18 protein-coding genes are annotated in these 17,638 nt (G+C 50.0%); 6 read left to right on the top strand and 12 right to left on the bottom strand.

Translation table 11 applies throughout. From position 1 onward, the window contains the following. Positions 1-129: 129 nt before the first annotated feature. Together RB297_RS02225 and RB297_RS02220 are read left to right on the top strand one after the other, a co-directional pair. Positions 130-870 carry a glycosyltransferase family 2 protein gene (locus RB297_RS02225; RefSeq protein ID WP_375119596.1) on the top strand — a complete coding sequence of 247 codons (741 nt, stop codon included), beginning with the start codon at positions 130-132 and terminating at the stop codon, positions 868-870. Next, positions 867-1,586 (top strand): glycosyltransferase family 2 protein, encoded by a 720-nt coding sequence (locus RB297_RS02220; RefSeq protein WP_375119595.1) that lies wholly within the window; start codon positions 867-869, stop codon positions 1,584-1,586. Before RB297_RS02225 ends, RB297_RS02220 begins: the two co-directional genes overlap by 4 nt. Positions 1,587-1,712: 126 nt before the next feature. Here the strand turns inward: RB297_RS02220 and RB297_RS02215 are convergent, their stop codons facing one another. After that, entirely contained in the window at positions 1,713-2,219 is a 507-nt protein-coding gene (locus RB297_RS02215) for an AraC family transcriptional regulator (RefSeq protein WP_375119594.1), read from the bottom strand. 258 nt (positions 2,220-2,477) lie between these two features. Between RB297_RS02215 and cypC the strand changes: the two genes are divergently transcribed. Beyond that, complete coding sequence (cypC, locus tag RB297_RS02210) at positions 2,478-3,737, top strand: CYP152 family fatty-acid peroxygenase CypC (protein WP_375119593.1); 1,260 nt, start codon at positions 2,478-2,480, stop codon at positions 3,735-3,737. 234 nt (positions 3,738-3,971) lie between these two features. Next, positions 3,972-4,889: an aldo/keto reductase gene (locus RB297_RS02205; protein WP_096775498.1), complete on the top strand. Its 918-nt coding sequence runs from the start codon at positions 3,972-3,974 to the stop codon at positions 4,887-4,889. A gap of 127 nt (positions 4,890-5,016) precedes the next feature. Here the strand turns inward: RB297_RS02205 and RB297_RS02200 are convergent, their stop codons facing one another. The 5 genes from RB297_RS02200 to nirB form a co-directional block, all read right to left on the bottom strand. Next, positions 5,017-6,666, bottom strand: coding sequence for an FAD-binding dehydrogenase (locus RB297_RS02200; RefSeq protein WP_096775497.1), 1,650 nt, complete (start codon positions 6,664-6,666; stop codon positions 5,017-5,019). Positions 6,667-6,972: 306 nt separating this feature from the next. Beyond that, positions 6,973-7,728 carry a uroporphyrinogen-III C-methyltransferase gene (cobA, locus tag RB297_RS02195; protein ID WP_277748718.1) on the bottom strand — a complete coding sequence of 252 codons (756 nt, stop codon included), beginning with the start codon at positions 7,726-7,728 and terminating at the stop codon, positions 6,973-6,975. Positions 7,729-7,736: 8 nt separating this feature from the next. Then, on the bottom strand, positions 7,737-8,204 hold the full coding sequence (locus RB297_RS02190) for a formate/nitrite transporter family protein (protein WP_096775495.1): 468 nt from the start codon (positions 8,202-8,204) through the stop codon (positions 7,737-7,739). Between the two features lie 83 nt (positions 8,205-8,287). Next, a complete protein-coding gene (gene nirD / locus RB297_RS02185; protein WP_015734883.1) occupies positions 8,288-8,608 on the bottom strand; it encodes a nitrite reductase small subunit NirD in 321 nt (106 codons plus the stop codon). Positions 8,609-8,621: 13 nt separating this feature from the next. Next, positions 8,622-11,054, bottom strand: a complete 2,433-nt coding sequence (gene nirB, locus RB297_RS02180) for a nitrite reductase large subunit NirB (protein WP_375119592.1) — start codon at positions 11,052-11,054, stop codon at positions 8,622-8,624. A 351-nt stretch (positions 11,055-11,405) separates the two neighbouring features. On the opposite strand from nirB, the gene RB297_RS02175 reads away from it, so the two are divergent. Together RB297_RS02175 and RB297_RS02170 are read left to right on the top strand one after the other, a co-directional pair. Beyond that, a complete protein-coding gene (locus RB297_RS02175) occupies positions 11,406-12,029 on the top strand; it encodes an ANTAR domain-containing response regulator (protein ID WP_375119591.1) in 624 nt (207 codons plus the stop codon). After that, entirely contained in the window at positions 12,026-13,084 is a 1,059-nt protein-coding gene (locus tag RB297_RS02170; protein WP_375119590.1) for an anthranilate phosphoribosyltransferase, read from the top strand. The genes RB297_RS02175 and RB297_RS02170 overlap by 4 nt, the downstream gene beginning before the upstream one ends. Positions 13,085-13,134: 50 nt before the next feature. Here RB297_RS02170 and RB297_RS02165 read toward each other — a convergent pair whose 3' ends face one another. The 6 genes from RB297_RS02165 to RB297_RS02140 all read right to left on the bottom strand — a co-directional run bounded on the left by RB297_RS02165 (position 13,135) and on the right by RB297_RS02140 (position 17,478). Continuing rightward, positions 13,135-13,251 (bottom strand): hypothetical protein, encoded by a 117-nt coding sequence (locus RB297_RS02165; protein WP_009593567.1) that lies wholly within the window; start codon positions 13,249-13,251, stop codon positions 13,135-13,137. A gap of 122 nt (positions 13,252-13,373) precedes the next feature. Continuing rightward, on the bottom strand, positions 13,374-14,156 hold the full coding sequence (locus RB297_RS02160; RefSeq protein ID WP_375119589.1) for a hypothetical protein: 783 nt from the start codon (positions 14,154-14,156) through the stop codon (positions 13,374-13,376). Between the two features lie 108 nt (positions 14,157-14,264). Next, positions 14,265-15,227 (bottom strand): hypothetical protein, encoded by a 963-nt coding sequence (locus RB297_RS02155; RefSeq protein ID WP_375119588.1) that lies wholly within the window; start codon positions 15,225-15,227, stop codon positions 14,265-14,267. Next, positions 15,188-15,748 (bottom strand): RNA polymerase sigma factor, encoded by a 561-nt coding sequence (locus RB297_RS02150; RefSeq protein WP_228468945.1) that lies wholly within the window; start codon positions 15,746-15,748, stop codon positions 15,188-15,190. Before RB297_RS02150 ends, RB297_RS02155 begins: the two co-directional genes overlap by 40 nt. 194 nt (positions 15,749-15,942) lie before the next feature. Beyond that, a complete protein-coding gene (locus RB297_RS02145; RefSeq protein WP_213578118.1) occupies positions 15,943-16,479 on the bottom strand; it encodes a GNAT family N-acetyltransferase in 537 nt (178 codons plus the stop codon). A 15-nt stretch (positions 16,480-16,494) separates the two neighbouring features. Further along, complete coding sequence (locus RB297_RS02140) at positions 16,495-17,478, bottom strand: phosphotransferase (protein ID WP_375119587.1); 984 nt, start codon at positions 17,476-17,478, stop codon at positions 16,495-16,497. Between the last annotated feature and the right edge of the window lie 160 nt (positions 17,479-17,638).

Here is a 17,638-nt window from a genome sequence, read left to right as displayed (position 1 = left end):
GTAATGCAATGCCCTCCTGCTATAAAAATTTTAAAAGTTGGTCGAGTCGTAATGCCGTTACCTCTATTTATACTTTACATACTCTATTGTGATATAGAAATTATCCTCATAGATAAGGAGAGTGATGGAATGGCAGCAAGCTTCAACAATTCATCCAAAACGCAAGGCGTATCCATTATTACCTGTACGAATCGCCCTAATTATATTAAAAACTTGTTCCATAATTTCGCTAGACAATCCCATGCCAAGAAAGAGCTCATTATCGTTGTCAACGATAGTACAATCGCCCTCTCCCCTTACCAGCAAATAGCCAACAAGCATCGAAACATACAAATCTACCGCATGCCGGAGCATGTCACTTTGGGTGCGTGCCTAAATTACGCCGTAAGCAAAACGAAATACGGCATCGTTGCCAAATTCGATGATGACGACTATTACGCCCCCCACTATTTGTCGGACAGCCTGAAGTCGTTAAGAAGATCGAACGCCGATATTATAGGGAAACGTGCACATTATATGTATTTACAAGGCTCCAAAACTCTAATTCTACGCTTTCCTAACGATGAAAATCGAACCGTAACCATGCTGCCGGGGGCTACGCTCATATTTAAGAAGCACGTCTTTAACAAAGTACGCTTTCCGAATCAAAGCGTCGGTGAAGACGATCTTTTTTGCACAAGAAGTAAAAGCAAGGGCTTCAAAGTCTATTCCGGCAACAAGTATCATTTTACGGCAGTGCGGCGGAAAAATTCATCCGGTCATACATGGATCATTAGCGATCAGGAACTCATGGCCAAGCACCCTAAAGTTCCGAATGTACGAGATTTCAAAAAATTCGTACAGCGGACGACCGGAGGCGGTCGAGCATGACGCACCGGTCATCATCCCCATCACAGCCTGCCGTATCGATCATCACCTGCACCAAAAGATCGGAATGCCTGCACAATCTGTTGGAGAATTACGCCAGACAGAATTACAGGAACAAAGAGTTAATCGTCATCTTAAATCATGGCAGTCTCAAGCTGCCGGAATATCAAATGGCAGCCAAGTCATATCGCAACGTCAGAATATATAGCAAACCGGAACGATTATCACTCGGCAGCTGCCTTAATTATGGAGTCAAGGTCTCCAAACACGGCCTCATTGCTAAATTTGACGATGATGACTATTACGCACCTGATTATTTGAACGAAAGCGTCCGTCTCATGATCAAGACTCGCGCTGATATTGTAGGAAAGAGAGCGCACTTCATGCAGCTTGCCGGACAAAAAGCTCTTCTGCACCGTTACCCTAACATGGCCAATCAATGGGTTCGCCTTGTTCAAGGGGCGACCATGCTGGTTAAACGGCATGTATTCGATCAAGTAGCGTTCCCGAATCAAAATCGCAGCGAGTGCGTCCAATTTTGTGCTGATTGTATAGCTCGTAACTATAGAATATACTCGGGAAGTCCGTATCATTTCTTAGCGAATCGAAGACGCAACTCCACCAATCACACCTGGATCGTCAGTGACAAGAATCTATTGACTCAACATGTTAAAAAGCTGAACGTAGACAATGCAAAGAAATTCGTGAGCAGAGGCTAAGCGCTGCATGAATCTAAAATGTGGCGAGCTCGAGTATGGCGTGTAGTTTGTTTAACTGAATCAGAAGAACGGTTAAGAGCCACTCCATTGGAGCGGCTCTCATTCATGCCTAGCGAATCGAACGTCTCATTTCAAATAAACGCCATAATCCAAGATGACATTCCCCAGCTCGTCCGGCATCATGAAACGGACTGGATGATAACGTTCAAAGAACCACGGGTTCTCGCCTAGGCTCCAGCCTTGTTCGGCGATTTTCGCCATGCATCGTTTATGAGGCTCCATACCGAACAGCTCCCCGTTATCCTTGCCATATAACCAACATATCCCCGCAGCGCCTTCTTCCAGCTCCGCATGGTCAAATCCTTCCGGCACTTCGATATGCTTCGGGAAAAGCATACCGATCCAATATTCAAACTGAATCCCGTTCATTCGCATAAGACCATAAGAAGCACCCTCCGATTCCGGCAAACAACCAAGCTGCCCGATCTTTTCGAACCAGCCATTGGCGAACCATTCTTCCCACTGGTCCGCGAAGCTTCCTGCCGCATTTCGATGCTCGTCCGTATACCGTTTGCCGATCAAGCGCGCGGACGGGATCTGTTCTTTGTACACACTGGTAATTTCTGCTGCCATTTTCTTAACCTCCTGGGTTCATCTTTTTGAAATATTACTTAATCAAATTCTCGTCAACGCAAGGGAATCCTGCAAGGGAGCAGCCCGGTTTCAACTTTTGACTTGGATTATGATAGTTGAGAACAGCGGTGTGAAATTGTTCAAATCGGAAGAGAACGGGTATGTAAGTTGTATTGTGTTGGAAGCATGTTTTCATTACAAAACTAGAAATTTTTAATATTGGATTTTGAAATGTTGATTATCCGGGAGGCGATCATTATGGAAAAGATCAAACCGATTCCGAAGGAAGAGGGACTTGATCATAGCTTGAATGTGCTGCGAGAAGGCTATTTGTTCATCACGAACCGAACCATCGGCTTTCAATCCGACATATTCGAAACCCGTCTATTGGGGGAACGTGCCATCTGCATGCGCGGAGAAGAAGCGGCCAGGCTGTTCTATGACCGGGATAAGTTTGTGCGAAGCGGCGCAGCCCCGAAGCGCGTGCTGAAAACCCTGTTCGGCGAAGACGGGGTGCAGACGCTGGATGGCGAAGAACACCATCATCGCAAAGCCATGTTTATGTCCTTGATGTCCAGGGAAGCTCTTCATGACATGAGAGCAATCACCCGCAAACATTGGGAGTTTGCCGTAAGCCGGTGGGAATCCAAGGATAGCGTCAAGATTTATGAGGAGGCCCAGGAAATTCTCTGCCGTGTGGCTTGTGAGTGGGCGGCCGTGCCGCTTCCCGAAGCTGAAGCAGAGGAGAAAACGGGCTGGCTTGCTGCCATGATCGAGGCTACAGCGGCTTTTGGCATCAAGCATATGAAGGGAAGAAACGCCCGAACGAAGGCGGAAAAATGGATTCAGGAGCTCGTTGTCGACGTACGCAGCGGAAAAGCGGATCCGCCGCAGGGCAGCACGCTGCACACGATGTCTTGGCATCGCGATCTTCGCGGCGAACTTCTGGATAAAGAAACCGCAGCGGTAGAAATCATTAACATTCTCCGCCCGATCGTCGCCGTTGCCATTTACGTAAGCTTTACCGCCTTAGCTGTCATTCAGCAGGAGCATGAGCGCGAGAAATTGATGACGTCCGACGAGAAACGGCTCACGCATTTTGTCCAGGAGGTCCGGAGATTCTACCCATTCTTCCCCTTTGCCCCAGCGCGTGCACGAAAGGAATTTACCTGGAACGGATATGCATTCGATAAAGGCGTGCTGACGATCCTTGATTTATACGGAACGAACCATCATCCCGGCCTATGGGATCAGCCGGAGCTGTTCAAGCCGGATCGCTTCGAACATTGGAACGGAAGTCCCTTTAACTTCATCCCTCAAGGCGGCGGAGATCATCATACGGGACACCGCTGTGCCGGGGAATGGATTACGCTTGAGATCATGAAGGAGAGTCTGGACTTTCTGGCTAACCGGATGAGTTATGAAGTGCCCGTGCAGGACGTAAGCTTCAGCTTTCATGAGATGCCGTCTCTTCCTCACAGCCGGATCGTCATTCGAAAAGTAAAGGCCCTACATTAGGATGCGATGAATCCAAGGGCGCTTCCGAAATCGCATGTGGGATCCATAACCCACATGGCTGCATGGGAGAGAAAATTAAAGCTTGTACATTGCGCCGTCTGCATGTCACAATACACTAGAGACTGTCAGCATGAACCTATTCATCTAGTCGTTCGCTAACACGTTCTCGGCTGCCCCTGCATTATAGCGCGGCGGCCGTACAATCAACCTATTTTGAATGGGAGGACCGCAATCATGAAAACGATGAAACTAGGAAGCAGTTCACTGGAAGTACCTGTTGTAGCCGTTGGTTGCATGCGCATAAATTCGCTGGAAAAAGCCGAAGCCGAACGTTTCGTGCAATCCGCACTGGAGGAAGGAGCCAACTTCTTCGACCATGCCGACATATATGGCGGCGGAGCTTGCGAGGAGATTTTTGCAGATGCGATACATATGAATGCGGAAGTCCGCGAGAAGATCATTCTTCAATCCAAATGCGGTATCCGTCAGGGCATGTTCGATTTCTCCAAAGAGCATATCTTGAATTCCGTCGACGGCATTCTCAAAAGACTTCGTACCGAATATCTCGACGTTCTCCTGCTCCACCGTCCGGATGCTTTGGTTGAGCCTGAAGAGGTGGCTGAAGCATTCGATCAGCTCGAGAGCTCGGGGAAAGTGCGTCATTTCGGCGTATCCAACCAGAATCCGATGCAGATCCAGCTGTTGAAAAAAGCGGTGAAGCAGCCGCTCGTAGCAAACCAGCTGCAGCTTAGCATCACCAATACCACCATGATACAAAGCGGAATCAACGTGAATATGGAGAACGACGCCGCGGTTAACCGCGATGGCAGCGTTCTGGATTTCTGCAGACTGCACGACATTACGATTCAGCCTTGGTCGCCTTTCCAATACGGGTTCTTCGAAGGCGTATTCCTTGGAAGCGACAAGTTCCCTGAGCTTAACCAGAAGATCGATGAAATCGCTGAAAAATATAACGTTACCAATACGACGATTGCCATTGCTTGGCTTCTTCGCCACCCTGCACAAATGCAGCCCATCATCGGAACGATGAATATCAACCGTTTGAAGGACTGCATCAAAGCAGGCGATGTCACGTTGACTCGCGAGGAATGGTACGCCATTTACCGCGCGGCCGGCAACATCCTTCCTTAAGCCATAACTGAAAACGGCCTCCCATCGACTTCGATGGGAGGCCGTTTCATTATTATGGCTGGGGAGAAGATGACAACGATAAGGGTCCTTTTGCACAATTTTCCAAGGATGGACGACCTCCTGAACCTTACAGTTGTGCAATGCTCCGCCCCGCCTGCCTTCCCGTAAACAGGCAGCCGCCCAAAAACGTTCCCTCCAATGCACGGTAACCATGAACGCCCCCACCACCAAAGCCGGCCGCTTCTCCGACCGCGTAGAGCCCGGGAACCGGTTCGCCGAATGCACTCAGCACCCTCCCTGAGAGATCCGTTTGAAGCCCGCCCAGTGTTTTTCGGCTAAGAATATGCAGGCGCACCGCAATCAATGGACCATGGGCCGGATCAAGAAATTTATGCGGCTTGGCTACGCGCACCAAACGATCGCCTATATAATTCCTTGCTCCCCGGAGCGCCGTGATCTGCAGATCCTTGGTAAAAGCCTGGTCCATCTCGCGGTCTCTGGCGGCAAGCTGACGCTTCAAATCGTCCAGCTTGACCAGATCGCTGCCTGCAAGCTTATTCATGCCGTCCACGAGCTCGGGCAGTGAACCGGCGACAACAAAATCCTCGCCGTGATCCAGAAATGCCTGCACAGGGCCCGGAATGCCCGAGCCAACTCTTCCCAGCACTTTACGGATGCTCTTTCCGGTCAAATCCGGGTTTTGTTCCGAGCCGGACAGGGCAAATTCCTTCTCAATGACCTTTCTGGTCAGAAGAAACCAGGAATAGTCAAAGCCCGTATCCTGAATGGCTTTCAGGGTTCCCAGCGTATCGAAGCCCGGGAAATTCGGAGCAGGAAGCCGTTGCCCCTTGGCATCAAGCCATACTGACGATGGACCCGGCAGTATCCGGATGCCGTGCTTGGACCATACCGGGTCCCAGTTCTTAATCCCTTCCGTGTAGTGCCACATCCGGTCTCGATTGACGACCCGCCCGCCGGCTTGCTCCGTTATTCCCAGCATCCGTCCGTCCACATGCGCGGGAACGCCGGAGAGCATCGCTCGTGGAGGCTTGCCTAACCGGGACGGCCAATGCTGCCTGATCAGCTCGTGGTTGGCGCCGATGCCTCCGCTGGAGACAACCACAGCCTCCGCATAATATTCATAGTCGCCAACGACCTCGCGGGAGCTTTCCTCGCCCCGGCCGGCCGAACTCGGTGCAAGTACCGAGCCCCTTACTCCGATGACGGCATTCTCGCGCGTAATCAGCTCATCGACTTGGTGACGCGGACGATAATCAACTGCGCCGGAACGGATGGCGTCTCTGACCCTGGACTCAAATGGCTGTACGACACCTGGCCCTGTTCCCCACACAATGTGAAAACGCGGCACGGAATTGCCGTGGCCCTCGGCGAGATATCCGCCGCGTTCCGCCCAGCCAACGACTGGGAAGAACCGAATTCCTAACGAATGCAGCCATGCCCGCTTCTCGCCGGCGGCAAAGTCGACATAGGCCTCGGCCCATTTCCGCCCCCACAAATCCTCGTCCTCCTCCCGATCGAAACCAGCGGCTCCCAGCCAATCCTGCCATGCCAGTTCACGGGAGTCCCGGATCCCCAGTCTTCTCTGCTCAGGCGAATCGACAAGGAATAAACCGCCAAAAGACCACCATGCCTGCCCGCCAATAGAGCTTTCCGGTTCCTGGTCAAGCAGCAGCACCCGCTTGCCGGCCTCGGCCATTTCGGCGGTAGCCACGAGACCCGATAAGCCGGCTCCTACCACGATGACGTCATATTTCATGCGTCTCCCCCGTTCTTTCCCTTTTCTAAAACAAGTAATTTCAACTTCACTCCAGCTTGATCGTTACAGATGGCGTTAACTTGATATTCTTTGCGGTGTAAGCGTTTTCCTCTCGCGACGGCATAAAATCGGCTATTCTCGAATGCCGGGTCCGTATTATTGTATGCCTACCCATCCCCGCTAACATGTTCCACAGCAAAATAAAGTGAACCCCAAATCAAGAAGGGTTCACTCCATGGTTAAAAGTATCTTCGTATCGTTCTAGCGTAATTGTAGGCTGCGCATCTCCTCATGTCTGCACAAGGGTTAACCGGTCTTCTCCTGCGCCTCCGCCGCCAGTTTCAGGAGCTGCTCTCGGACCCGCACCACTTCTCCAATGATCAGCAGGGCCGGATTTTTCACGTTCATCCGATGAGAAATCCTGTAGATGGTTCCGAGCGTACCCGTGAAGATTCTCTCTTCTGCCCAGGTTCCCTGCTCGACGATGGCAGCGGGAGTCCACGGCTGCTTGCCATGAGCGATCATCTCTTTACAGATGCCGTCCATTCTGCTGACACCCATGTACACCACAAGCGTATCCACGCTGTGCGCCAGCAAGTCCCACCTCACGCTCTGCTCATTACCATGGCAGCTCGTTCCGCTGACAAAAGCAACCGAGGTACTGGCTCCGCGGTGAGTCAGAGGAATTCCTGCGGACGAGGAAGCGCCCACAGCCGAGGTAACGCCTGGCACGAATTCGAAGGGAATGCCGCGTGCAGCCAATTCGCATGCTTCCTCTCCCCCTCGACCGAAGATCAGCGGATCGCCTCCCTTGAGTCTGACGACATGATGACCGTCAAGGGCAAAGGCCACCATGTTCTCGTTGATCTTTTCCTGCGGAAGAGAATGGCGTCCGGGTGCCTTGCCGCAGTATACAAGCAAAGCATCCTTCTTCGCGTAACTCAACAGCTCATCGTTCACAAGCCGATCGTACATGATGACGTCCGCTTCCTGGATACGCCGGAGGGCTTTCAGCGTAATCAGCTCCGGGTCTCCCGGACCTGCGCCGACGATATACACCATGCCCGGCCTCATCGTCTGTTCTCGACGGAAACTGCCGTCGCCTCCATTATTCCGCGGCCTGAATAGCCGGTCGCCATCCGCGCAACCCCGCGTCTCTTGCCGAATCCATATTGGGCAAAGTACAGCATCGCCCCGGTAAATACCGATCCGCCGATAAAGCTACCTATAAGCACGGGGATTTGATTCCAGAGCCACGCCTTCTTCTGCAGAACGGCTAACGGTAAGAGCGCAAAGCTTCCGGTGACCAGCTCTAAGCCCAGCACTACAATGATGACGAAGCCAACCGGAAATAGGAGCGCGCCCGCCATCGGGATATTCGTTTGGGTCGAAGCCGTAAATGCTAGCGTGGTGGCGCATGCCAGGATAGCGCCGGACAGTATGCCGCGAATAAGCATCTGCGAAGTCTTCAACCGCGCCTTCGCGGCCCCAGCCTCGATCATGTCATGCATCACCTGATCCGGTTTCACGTAATCCATGTCGGTCTACTCCTTCTAATGAAATCAATCCTTAACATTTATGACAGCCTCAAACATGACAGCGGAATATGACTGACAATGCGTTAAGCTGTACGATCCAGCAAGTAAATCGCGCCGCTTGCCGGATCCACTTCTATCTGATAAGTGTTTACATGACCCGTGTCCGGCTCTTGAACCTGTCCGCTGCACAGATCGATTTTCCAATCATGCAGTGGACAGTGCACTTGCTTCCCGCACACCATACCTTCCGAAAGCTTGCCTCCTTTATGCGGGCACTTGTTTTCGACGGCCAGAATATTCCCGTCCGACAAGCGGAACAGCGCAATTTCCGTTCCCCCGATTTCAATAGTTCTTGATCCCTTAGGATCGATTTCGTTCACATATCCTACATGCAGTTTCGCCATATTGGTTCTCCCCCTATTTCGTCACAGCTTCGGCGTCAGGCAAAGGCACGAAATTTTTACGAAGCCCGCTGTCTGACGTAATCTCCTTCCACGGATCCTTTTGCTTGCTTAAAGCCAGCTTTATTCTGGAAACAAGAGCGGCGCGGTCCTCTTTCTTCTCCAATGCTTTTTTCACATGGTCCAGGCCCACTCGCTCGATCCAAACCGACGTCCGTTCATTCCATTGTGCGTTTTCGCGGTAATATTGGATAAAGGCTCCGGCCCATTCGACTACCTCGTCTTCGGTCTTTACGACGCATAACAATTCCGTGGCCCGGACATGAAAGCCTCCATTGCCGCCGACGTGCAGTTCCCAGCCGCCATCAATTGCCACAACGCCAAAATCCTTAATGGTGGCTTCCGCGCAGTTCCGAGGACATCCGGAAACCGCCAGTTTCACTTTGGCCGGGGTGCTCAGCCGCTCAAATTCTTTCTCCAAACGCACGCCCATACCTATGGAGTCCTGCGTGCCGAATCGGCAAAACGTGGACCCTACGCAAGTTTTAACCGTGCGGAGGGCTTTACCGTAAGCATAACCGGAAGGCATATCCAGCTCCTCCCACATCCTCGGCAGATCCTCCTTCTTGACGCCGAGCAGATCGATCCGCTGTCCGCCCGTAATCTTGACCATCGGCACATCGAATTTTTCTGCAATCTCGGCGATTTTCTTTAGCTCCGAAGGCGACGTCACCCCACCGTATATCCGAGGCACCACGGAATACGTGCCGTCCTTCTGAATGTTGGCATGGTACCGCTCGTTCGTGAAACGGGATTCCTTCTCGTCCACGTAGGATTCCGGAAACAGCATGCCGAGATAGTAGTTCAGCGATGGACGGCACTTGGAGCACCCCTCCGGATTGTCCCATCCCAGCACATTCATCACTTCTTTCACGGTACCCAGTCCAAGACGGGTGATCTCGGTGATAATTTCATCTCTCCCCAGCGAAGTACATCCGCATATCCCTTCTTTTACCGGCTCCCCGGCAGCATCCCCGGCGTATAATTGAACGAGTCCCTCGACAAGAGGTTTGCAGCCGCCGCAGGATCCCGAAGCTTTGGTACAAGCTTTAACGGATGCGACGGTATTGCAGTTCTTCGTAAGAATGGCATCTTTGATCGCTTCTTTCGATACGCCGTTACAGCCGCAAATGATCTCATCATCCGCCAGCTGAGCCAGCCGCTGCTCCGGTGATACAACGCCTGCATTAGGCGCGAAGCCTAACAGAAGCTCTTTCTCTCTGCCCCTGATGGATTCCCCGCTCTTCATGAGCGAAAACAGCTTCGGTCCATCCCCCGTATCGCCGAACATAACAGCCCCGATGAGCCGGTCTTCGCGAACGACGATTTTTTTGTATACCCCTTCGACCTCGTCTTGATATCGCATGGATCTGGTTCCTTCCGGGTCTGCAAAATGACCTGCGGAGAATACATCCACGCCGGATACCTTTAATTTCGTTGACGTGACGGAACCGGCATATCCACTAGTCTCCACACCTGCCAGATGCTTGGCGAGTACCGCTCCTTGTTCGTACAGCGGGGCTACAAGACCATAAGCGATGCCCCGATGCTCCGCGCATTCGCCCACCGCATAGACGCCGGGTACGTTCGTCTCCATATAGTCGTTAACGACGATCCCGCGATTAACCTCGATCCCGGAGGACTGTGCCAAAGAGACGTTTGGCTTGATCCCGACGGCCATCACGATCAGATCGGTCTCGACGCTGCTCCCGTCCGTAAAATGGAGCGCCCTCACCCGCTTCCGACCCGAGATCGATTCCGAATTTTTATTCAGCAAAAACGTCATTCCTTGTGTTTCGAGTTCACGCTGCAGCATTTTGGCTGCCGTCTCGTCCAATTGCCGTTCCATTAAATAGGGATTCAGGTGAACCACGGATACATCCATGCCCAGATGCAGAAGACCTCGAGCGGCCTCCAGGCCCAAGAGGCCTCCCCCGATGACCACCGCTTTCTTATATTGCTGCGACGTCTTCACCATCGTTTCGCAATCCTGGATATCCCTAAAGGCGATCACGCCTTCCTTGTCGGCACCCGGCAAAGGCAGCATAAACGGATTGGAGCCGGTCGCAATAATCAAAGCATCATATGGAGCGACAGCTCCTTGTTCGGAGAATACTTTGCGATGCAGCGTGTCGATCCGGTTCACCGTATGTCCTGCATGCAATTGGATCCGGTTCTCCTTGTACCAATCCCAGTCATTAATCATGATTTCCTTCAGATCGGTTCCGCCTGCGAGGACGGATGACAGCATGATCCGATTGTAGTTCGGATGAGGCTCCGCTCCGAATATCGTAATCTCATACGCTTCGGGCGCAAGCTTGATTAAATGCTCGATAGCCCGTACTCCTGCCATGCCATTCCCGATCATCACTAACTTCTTTTTTGTCATGGTTCGCTCTCCCTCCGTCTAACACCTTCGATATACTCATCCATCAACAAATCTTAAAAAACCAAAATAGCCTGCATTCGATCCAGTAGAGTTGGCACACTCTTACCGGGAACGAAAACAGGCTTCTTTGCCGCTAATGGGATACAACGTTGTATCCGGGAAGTATAAAGTTCTTGAGGGAAATATACACTACGCATTTGAGTTCTGTCAACATATTTGACACGAAATTAAGAAAATTAATTAATTATCGACATCCGCTTGTGATTTATGTTATATAAATTAACATAGTTTCTGTTTTGTGCTAAAGCTTAACCTCTGACAGGATTTCATTTATGAAGGGAGCGTCAATCCATGCGTTCATTGCTGGTTATCCACCATCCGGTCCCTGCTTCAGAGCGAAGTGACACAGCTGCCAAGGCGCTTCTTCCGGAATTTATCCTTCGTTCATACGGCTATAAGATCCACCTTGCTCGCAATGAGAAGCAAGCGTTGGCCGGAATCATGGAGGCTGACGGAACGGTTCTCCATCTTCCGGTCTCCTCGATCAAGCCATGGTGCAGTACCCTTGAACAACAAAAGCGCGTGCCGGTTCTGTGGTGGTGCAGCGATCATGCCGCTTCGCAATCTCTCGAAGCATGTGAAGATGATGTTACAATTGATGGACTTTTATTTCCCTCCATGAAGGAGCACGAGCTGCATTGGACGCTTCATTTTAGTTCAAAGCATTTTTACGAACGTCAACAGTGGCATGACGAAAAAACGCAGCTCCTAGCCCGCATTGAAGAACGAAAATGGATTGATATGGCCAAAGGCATTTTATGCGAAATGAAACAAATTTCGGAATCCGAAGCTTACGATGTCCTGCGCAAACAGGCGATGAATGAAAGAAAAAGAATGGTGGACGTCGCCACCTCGATCGTTAAGCTGTATCAATTGCTGCAAGAGACCGGTACAGGAGGTGCCAAAAAATCATGATCCACTTATTGAAAGAAGTCGGCCGCGGCAAACGCGGCGCTCGGGACCTGACTTACGAGGAAGCGCTTCAGGCTGCAGCATCGATACTAGGTGCACAGGCTACTCCTGCGCAGATCGGCGCCTTTTTCATCGCTGAACGCATCAAGATGGAAAGCGTGGAAGAATTGGAAGCCTTCGTGAAGGTCAGTCGTGAATATGCGGACCGTTCGTTTCTACATGCGGGTATCGACTGCGCAGGTCCTTATGACGGCAGAAAGTCATCTTTTTTCTCGACGCTAGCCACTGCTTTTGTCCTCGCGGCTGCCGATCTCCCTGTTACGCTGCACGGGACTACATCCCTCCCTCCAAAGTGGGGGATTACCTTGTCGGATATACTAGCGGCGAAAGGAATAACCGGACCGGCATTGGCAAAAGACTCATGCATCCGGGCGGCCAAACGGACGGGCGTATTATATGTAGATGCGGAAGAATGGTGCCCTCCGCTTAAGCACCTTCGCCCGATTCGCGAGGAACTGGGGATGCGGACCGTACTCAACACGGCGGAAAAGTTTGTCGATTATTCCCATTCCCCTTATTTAACCTTCGGCGTATACCATAATACGGTTTTTGACCGGTTAAGCCGACTGATCATGAAACTCGATTACCGTAAAGCGATCATTATTCAAGGCAGTGAAGGCTCCGATGAATTATTCATTCACCGGCCAACGCGGACATACCGGATCGAGAACGGCAAGGCCAGCCTGCAGATCATCGATCCCGAGGCGTTCGGGCTAGATGTGCCGGTTCCGGACATCGGCTGGACTCCTTCCGAACAAGCTGACGCTACGGCGGAGGTTCTGCTGGGCAAAGGGGACCTCGCATTTATCTACCAGGTGCTGCTGAATGGTGCGGTACGTTTACAGTTGGCGGACAAAGTCAGCTCCGTCGAAGAAGGAATATATACCTGCAAAGCATTGCTGGACTCAGGGAAACCGTGGGAGTTATATAGCAAATGGTTGTCCTTGCTCATAGAATCCGATGTGGTCTCGCCAATGGGAAGGCATGCCTCGCAATGAACGGAAGAAACCCGCACCGAGTAAACGGTGCGGGTTTTTGTCATAACCTATTAAACTCCAAATCCGAATCCGAAAGCAGACAAGATGATGACCAAGAGAATAAAGAGAACCAGCACCGCTCCAACCGATCCGTATCCTCCGCCATTGTAACCGGCAACTTCACCCATGGTTCTAACCTCCTTTATTTTCGGAACACAATATCCTATGCTTGTTATATGAAAGAGTTTAGACTTTAGAGCAAAAAATAAAAACATGGGTTATTGCATCGACCGGATCTAATGCAGAGCTTCTATTTTTGAGCAAGCATATTTTGGGCATAGCGAAGAATATCAGACTTGACGTCTTCCGCCCAAATGCTGTAACGAATCTGTTGCTCCTCATCCACCCAATCCAGGTGATCCCTTCCCTTCGAGTCGGCGGTGTAGACACATTCGACACCGTTAATGACGATGGTTTCCTTGGATTCGTTCGGTTTCTCCTGCGGTACGGGCGTTCCGCCTATCGGCTGTTCGGGAACGATATCACTCGCTACGACTTGAAGCTTTACTTTGCCTTTTTCATAGTTCAGAATCGCAGCGGATGCTTCATTTACCTTCATGATCTCGGAATACACGAACTTCTCGCCGTTTCCAGCCTTCCCCTTCAATTCCTTGTCCAGCTTCTTGTACAAGCTCGACGTTCTTTCAGGACTCTTTAAGTATACAACCGCGTTCTTGAAAGTGTAACCTTTCGGCAAGGCTGCAGGCTTGGTCAGGGACGGTGCACTCATTGCCTTCGACTTCGCCAAATAATCCGTATACTTAGTGAAAGCAAAGCCCTTGGATGCGAAGTAGATTTGATCTGTCCGGTTAAATTCCTGATCGGCAGCATAGTAGGCAATCATCTGACCTGGCTTAAGTCTGTTGACCAAGTCCGTGATTTGATCGTCATATGAAACGATTCCCTTCTCCGGTTTGGCAGATATCGTCTTCGATATCGATGCGCTTTCGGTACTGGCTGCGTATGCGTTGACGGATCCGACCATCATCGTGGCTGCGAGAAATAATGCGACTTTCATCTTGTTTTTTATCATGTTACCATTCGTGCTCCTTTCGGCGGCAAAGCCTTTTGAGTTTTATTAACATCTCATATAACACCTTGCCGTCATCAAAAGGGACATTTTGTAAAAAATCGGATGCCTTTAGGGAATAAGCCCTGCCGCAATCTTCGCAAACTCATCCTTGGACAACGGATCCTTTGGGTCATCCGTAATTATATACAGCACCTCTTCATTGTCGCTTAGCCAAGTCAAGCTGCGCGAAGGGCTGGATGGACTGGCTGACAGAATCATTTCTTTCCCTTTCACCTTTATTTTTACGGCTTGGTTTGTGGGCACCCCGGCCTTGGAGCCCTTCTCTCGGGCAAAAGCTACCATCTTGATCCGATTTTCGCCTTTACGATATTCCATTCCTGTAGATGCAATCTTGAACCAAGGAACAATCTTATAGAACAGTCCCTGTTCTTCATCCGACTTCTCTGCCTGCTCTTTGAGTTCGTTCAGAAGAGTTTCATACTCCGGTGTGCCCCATACGGGATTGTTCATAATTTGAATCTGTCCATAATCATAACGATACCCTTTCGGTACATATTCAGGCTCTTGAAGCACGGGAGCGCCTTTTTCCTCGATTTCTTTTGCGAGTTCCTGATAATTTGAATGCTTAGTCAACATATAAAAATAATTCAGAGGTTGTTCTTTGACGAGTGGCGTCATGTGCAGGTCCTTGATATAAAATACCGCCTGTTCTCCCGGCTTTAACCTCTTTCTCAGCTCTTCTTCCGTCTCTTTCACACGTTTGGCGTTATATTCCGATTCGGAATATTTCCATGGCTTTATGGTAGACAGAATGACTTCGCCTTCCTTGTTCTTGATCTGTATCAAATAATGACTGGCGTAAACACTAAGCGACGAAAGAATCAAAATCGCAGTAAGCATTGCAATCATTAAGGTTTTCTTCCGATTGCCGTCATTTCTTCCGTGTTTCTTCCGGTGAATTCGTCGCACCTTTTGCATGATGGCGGGAGTCACGTCTACTTCTTCATCCACGGAGTGCATTTCCATGCTTCTCAGAATTCGATCTTGCTCCGGCTGTCCCGAATCTCGCATAACCCCGCCCCCTCCTTCTCCTGGATCAGTTGGATGACTTTCTGTTTCATTCGAGCATATTTTTTCTTCACCGCGCTTAGATTCTTATCCAGAATCTGCGCAATCTCCGTAAATGGTTTATCTTCAAAAACCCGCAACACAAGCAGATTTCGCTCCTCTGCCGAGAGCTTGGTCATGGCATATTCCAACGGTTCGCTAAACCACTTGCGCTCCAGCGTCTCTTCCACGCTATCAGCATAACCCGCCGGTTTGATCAGTCGGCTTACTCGCATGCGAACCCGTCGCTTACGAAGAATATTGAGACAATGATGATATCCAATCTTGTATAACCATGATGAGAATGAAACTTTGGCTTCATAGGTATAAAGCTTGGTAAACGCTTTGATGAAGATATCCTGGACGGCATCCTGCGCATCCTGCTTGCAGCCGAGCATTCGGCAGCAATATAGGTAAATCTGTTTTTTGTACGTTTCGACGATAGGCTCGAAACAATCCACCTCTCCGGCCTTAACACGTCTCACGTACTCCTCGATCGAATCCAATTCGAAGACGCACCTCCGTGTAAATCTTATTTACGTCTGTATAACCCCTCATCTTCCAAAAAAGGGACACCCGAAAACATAAATAAAAAAACAACTCATACCTCAAGTATGAATTGTTTTTCCGCCATGTCGATCACTTCTTTTGTTTAGAAGACATATATGTGTGTCGGACTTTACACCCGCGATGATACAAACTGAAAGATCAGCATCTCTTTGTCGTCCCTCGTTGCAACAAATTCCTGCATGGGAGAGGGCGAAACATAATTGTGCATCGTCTTTCTCCAGAATGCCTGAGCCCGCTTATTGCGATCGGTGGCATTCGTCTGGACTTCCCAGCTGCCGGCATGCTTCCCGAACACTTGCGATGCAGCATTCTCAGCAACATGTTTGCCCCGGAAGGGTTTCATAACAAAAAACTCATTCATGTAAAATTCACTGCCAAAAGTGTATGGCGGGGTTGCGACGAGGGCGAACCCTGCCGGAATACCTTCCACTCGAATCAGATAGGGAAACAAAACCGAGGGCTTCTCCCACCATATATCAAAAACTTGATTCTGGTCATATAAGGTTCTAGTATCGTCATCCTCAAAGACGCCGTATCGATTCGGCTTCCACTCCCATATCTCCGATAAATCATGCAAATATAGCGGATATAGATTGTTAATCATAAATTTGGCGGAAGCGTCGGTTAACTCCACGGTAACTTTCATATAATTTCCTCCATCCTAGACATATTCCAAACGCTTGAAATACTGCATTTTGCTATCTATAAAACCTTCATCAAAGTCGGCAATGCCCACATATTCCGAATCGCGAAAACATAGACCAAAGAGCCAAAGCTGCCGAACGGCAACAAATACAGGGACGGCAGCAAGATCATTTTCGCTGAGAGATCTGACGCTACAATACCCTCTCAGAAAGGCGTCCCACAATCTTTCCACTTCCTCCGGGTCATGTCTGCTATGTATTTCTCTGGCCAGCCTAAACTCCGCAATATCGTAAGCTCTCCAGCCGTAACCGCATAAATCAAAATCATAATGGGTCAGCTTTCCGTCCTCTGTCCATGCAGCATTCGTATTGCCGTGCAAATCTCCGTGGCACACGCCCCAATCTAAACCTTGAACCTTGAGGTCCGAAATTCGTTTCTTTAGTTCCGTTGCCATTTCACTAAGGTAGTTACAATCGGTTAACCGATGCTTCATATAGGATCTGATGATGGATAAAGGCTGATCTATAAGAAACTCCATATCCAGCCGTTCCCTTGCAAACCGACTTTCAAATTGATCCGCCGCCTTATGCATATGGCCAATGGATTCACCGAACCGGTAACTGTCCGCTGCGGCGTGAATCGGCATCTCGTGTCCTTCCGCATATTGAAATAGAACCCCGTACCGGGTTCCCTCCATGACGTTAAATCCGCTAAGGTACGCGCCGTCTTTTCCCGGAATGGGCTCTGACACGCTGATCCCGTTCGCACTGAGAAACCGCAGCAATTCCAATTCAAACTCGATGTCAGGCCGGCTTCTTCGATCGGCCCTATAGATACGGAAGATATACTTATCAACATCTGTTTCTATTGCGTACGTATCGTTCATCCCCCGCAAGAAATACTGAATTTTCACAACGGAACCGATCTCATAATTGCGTTGGATATGTAACCCTACCGCTTGTTTGGACAGAAGCGAGTAAGTGACAGGAAATAAACTCAATCCAAATCCCTCCTTGCACTCAAGGGTATCATCCTCGACAAACTCTTATATATAGGCCGTATGATTATAATTAATTTTTATATAAACAGTTGCACGTCATAATGACAAATGACAATTAGATCTCATGATTTCTGACGAAGCACGCAAAAAGAAGCAGCCC

This window comes from Paenibacillus sp. CR_12 (genome assembly GCF_041953985.1).
In the GTDB taxonomy this organism is placed as follows: Bacteria; Bacillota; Bacilli; order Paenibacillales; family Paenibacillaceae; genus Paenibacillus_AQ; species Paenibacillus_AQ lautus_A.
Note: the sequence above shows the minus strand (reverse complement) of the source record. Positions and strands in the feature narration are given on the sequence as shown.

Coding starts and splice junctions, on each gene's coding strand:
- cypC (WP_375119593.1), top strand. CDS start 2,478: ATGGAAAAGATCAAACCGATTCCGAAGGAAGAGGGACTTGATCATAGC.
- RB297_RS02165 (WP_009593567.1), bottom strand. CDS start 13,251: ATGGGTGAAGTTGCCGGTTACAATGGCGGAGGATACGGATCGGTTGGA.
- nirB (WP_375119592.1), bottom strand. CDS start 11,054: ATGACAAAAAAGAAGTTAGTGATGATCGGGAATGGCATGGCAGGAGTA.
- RB297_RS02220 (WP_375119595.1), top strand. CDS start 867: ATGACGCACCGGTCATCATCCCCATCACAGCCTGCCGTATCGATCATC.
- RB297_RS02225 (WP_375119596.1), top strand. CDS start 130: ATGGCAGCAAGCTTCAACAATTCATCCAAAACGCAAGGCGTATCCATT.
- RB297_RS02170 (WP_375119590.1), top strand. CDS start 12,026: ATGATCCACTTATTGAAAGAAGTCGGCCGCGGCAAACGCGGCGCTCGG.
- RB297_RS02190 (WP_096775495.1), bottom strand. CDS start 8,204: ATGGATTACGTGAAACCGGATCAGGTGATGCATGACATGATCGAGGCT.
- RB297_RS02145 (WP_213578118.1), bottom strand. CDS start 16,479: ATGAAAGTTACCGTGGAGTTAACCGACGCTTCCGCCAAATTTATGATT.
- RB297_RS02175 (WP_375119591.1), top strand. CDS start 11,406: ATGCGTTCATTGCTGGTTATCCACCATCCGGTCCCTGCTTCAGAGCGA.
- RB297_RS02200 (WP_096775497.1), bottom strand. CDS start 6,666: ATGAAATATGACGTCATCGTGGTAGGAGCCGGCTTATCGGGTCTCGTG.
- cobA (WP_277748718.1), bottom strand. CDS start 7,728: ATGGTGTATATCGTCGGCGCAGGTCCGGGAGACCCGGAGCTGATTACG.
- RB297_RS02155 (WP_375119588.1), bottom strand. CDS start 15,227: ATGCGAGATTCGGGACAGCCGGAGCAAGATCGAATTCTGAGAAGCATG.
- RB297_RS02160 (WP_375119589.1), bottom strand. CDS start 14,156: ATGATAAAAAACAAGATGAAAGTCGCATTATTTCTCGCAGCCACGATG.
- nirD (WP_015734883.1), bottom strand. CDS start 8,608: ATGGCGAAACTGCATGTAGGATATGTGAACGAAATCGATCCTAAGGGA.
- RB297_RS02205 (WP_096775498.1), top strand. CDS start 3,972: ATGAAAACGATGAAACTAGGAAGCAGTTCACTGGAAGTACCTGTTGTA.
- RB297_RS02215 (WP_375119594.1), bottom strand. CDS start 2,219: ATGGCAGCAGAAATTACCAGTGTGTACAAAGAACAGATCCCGTCCGCG.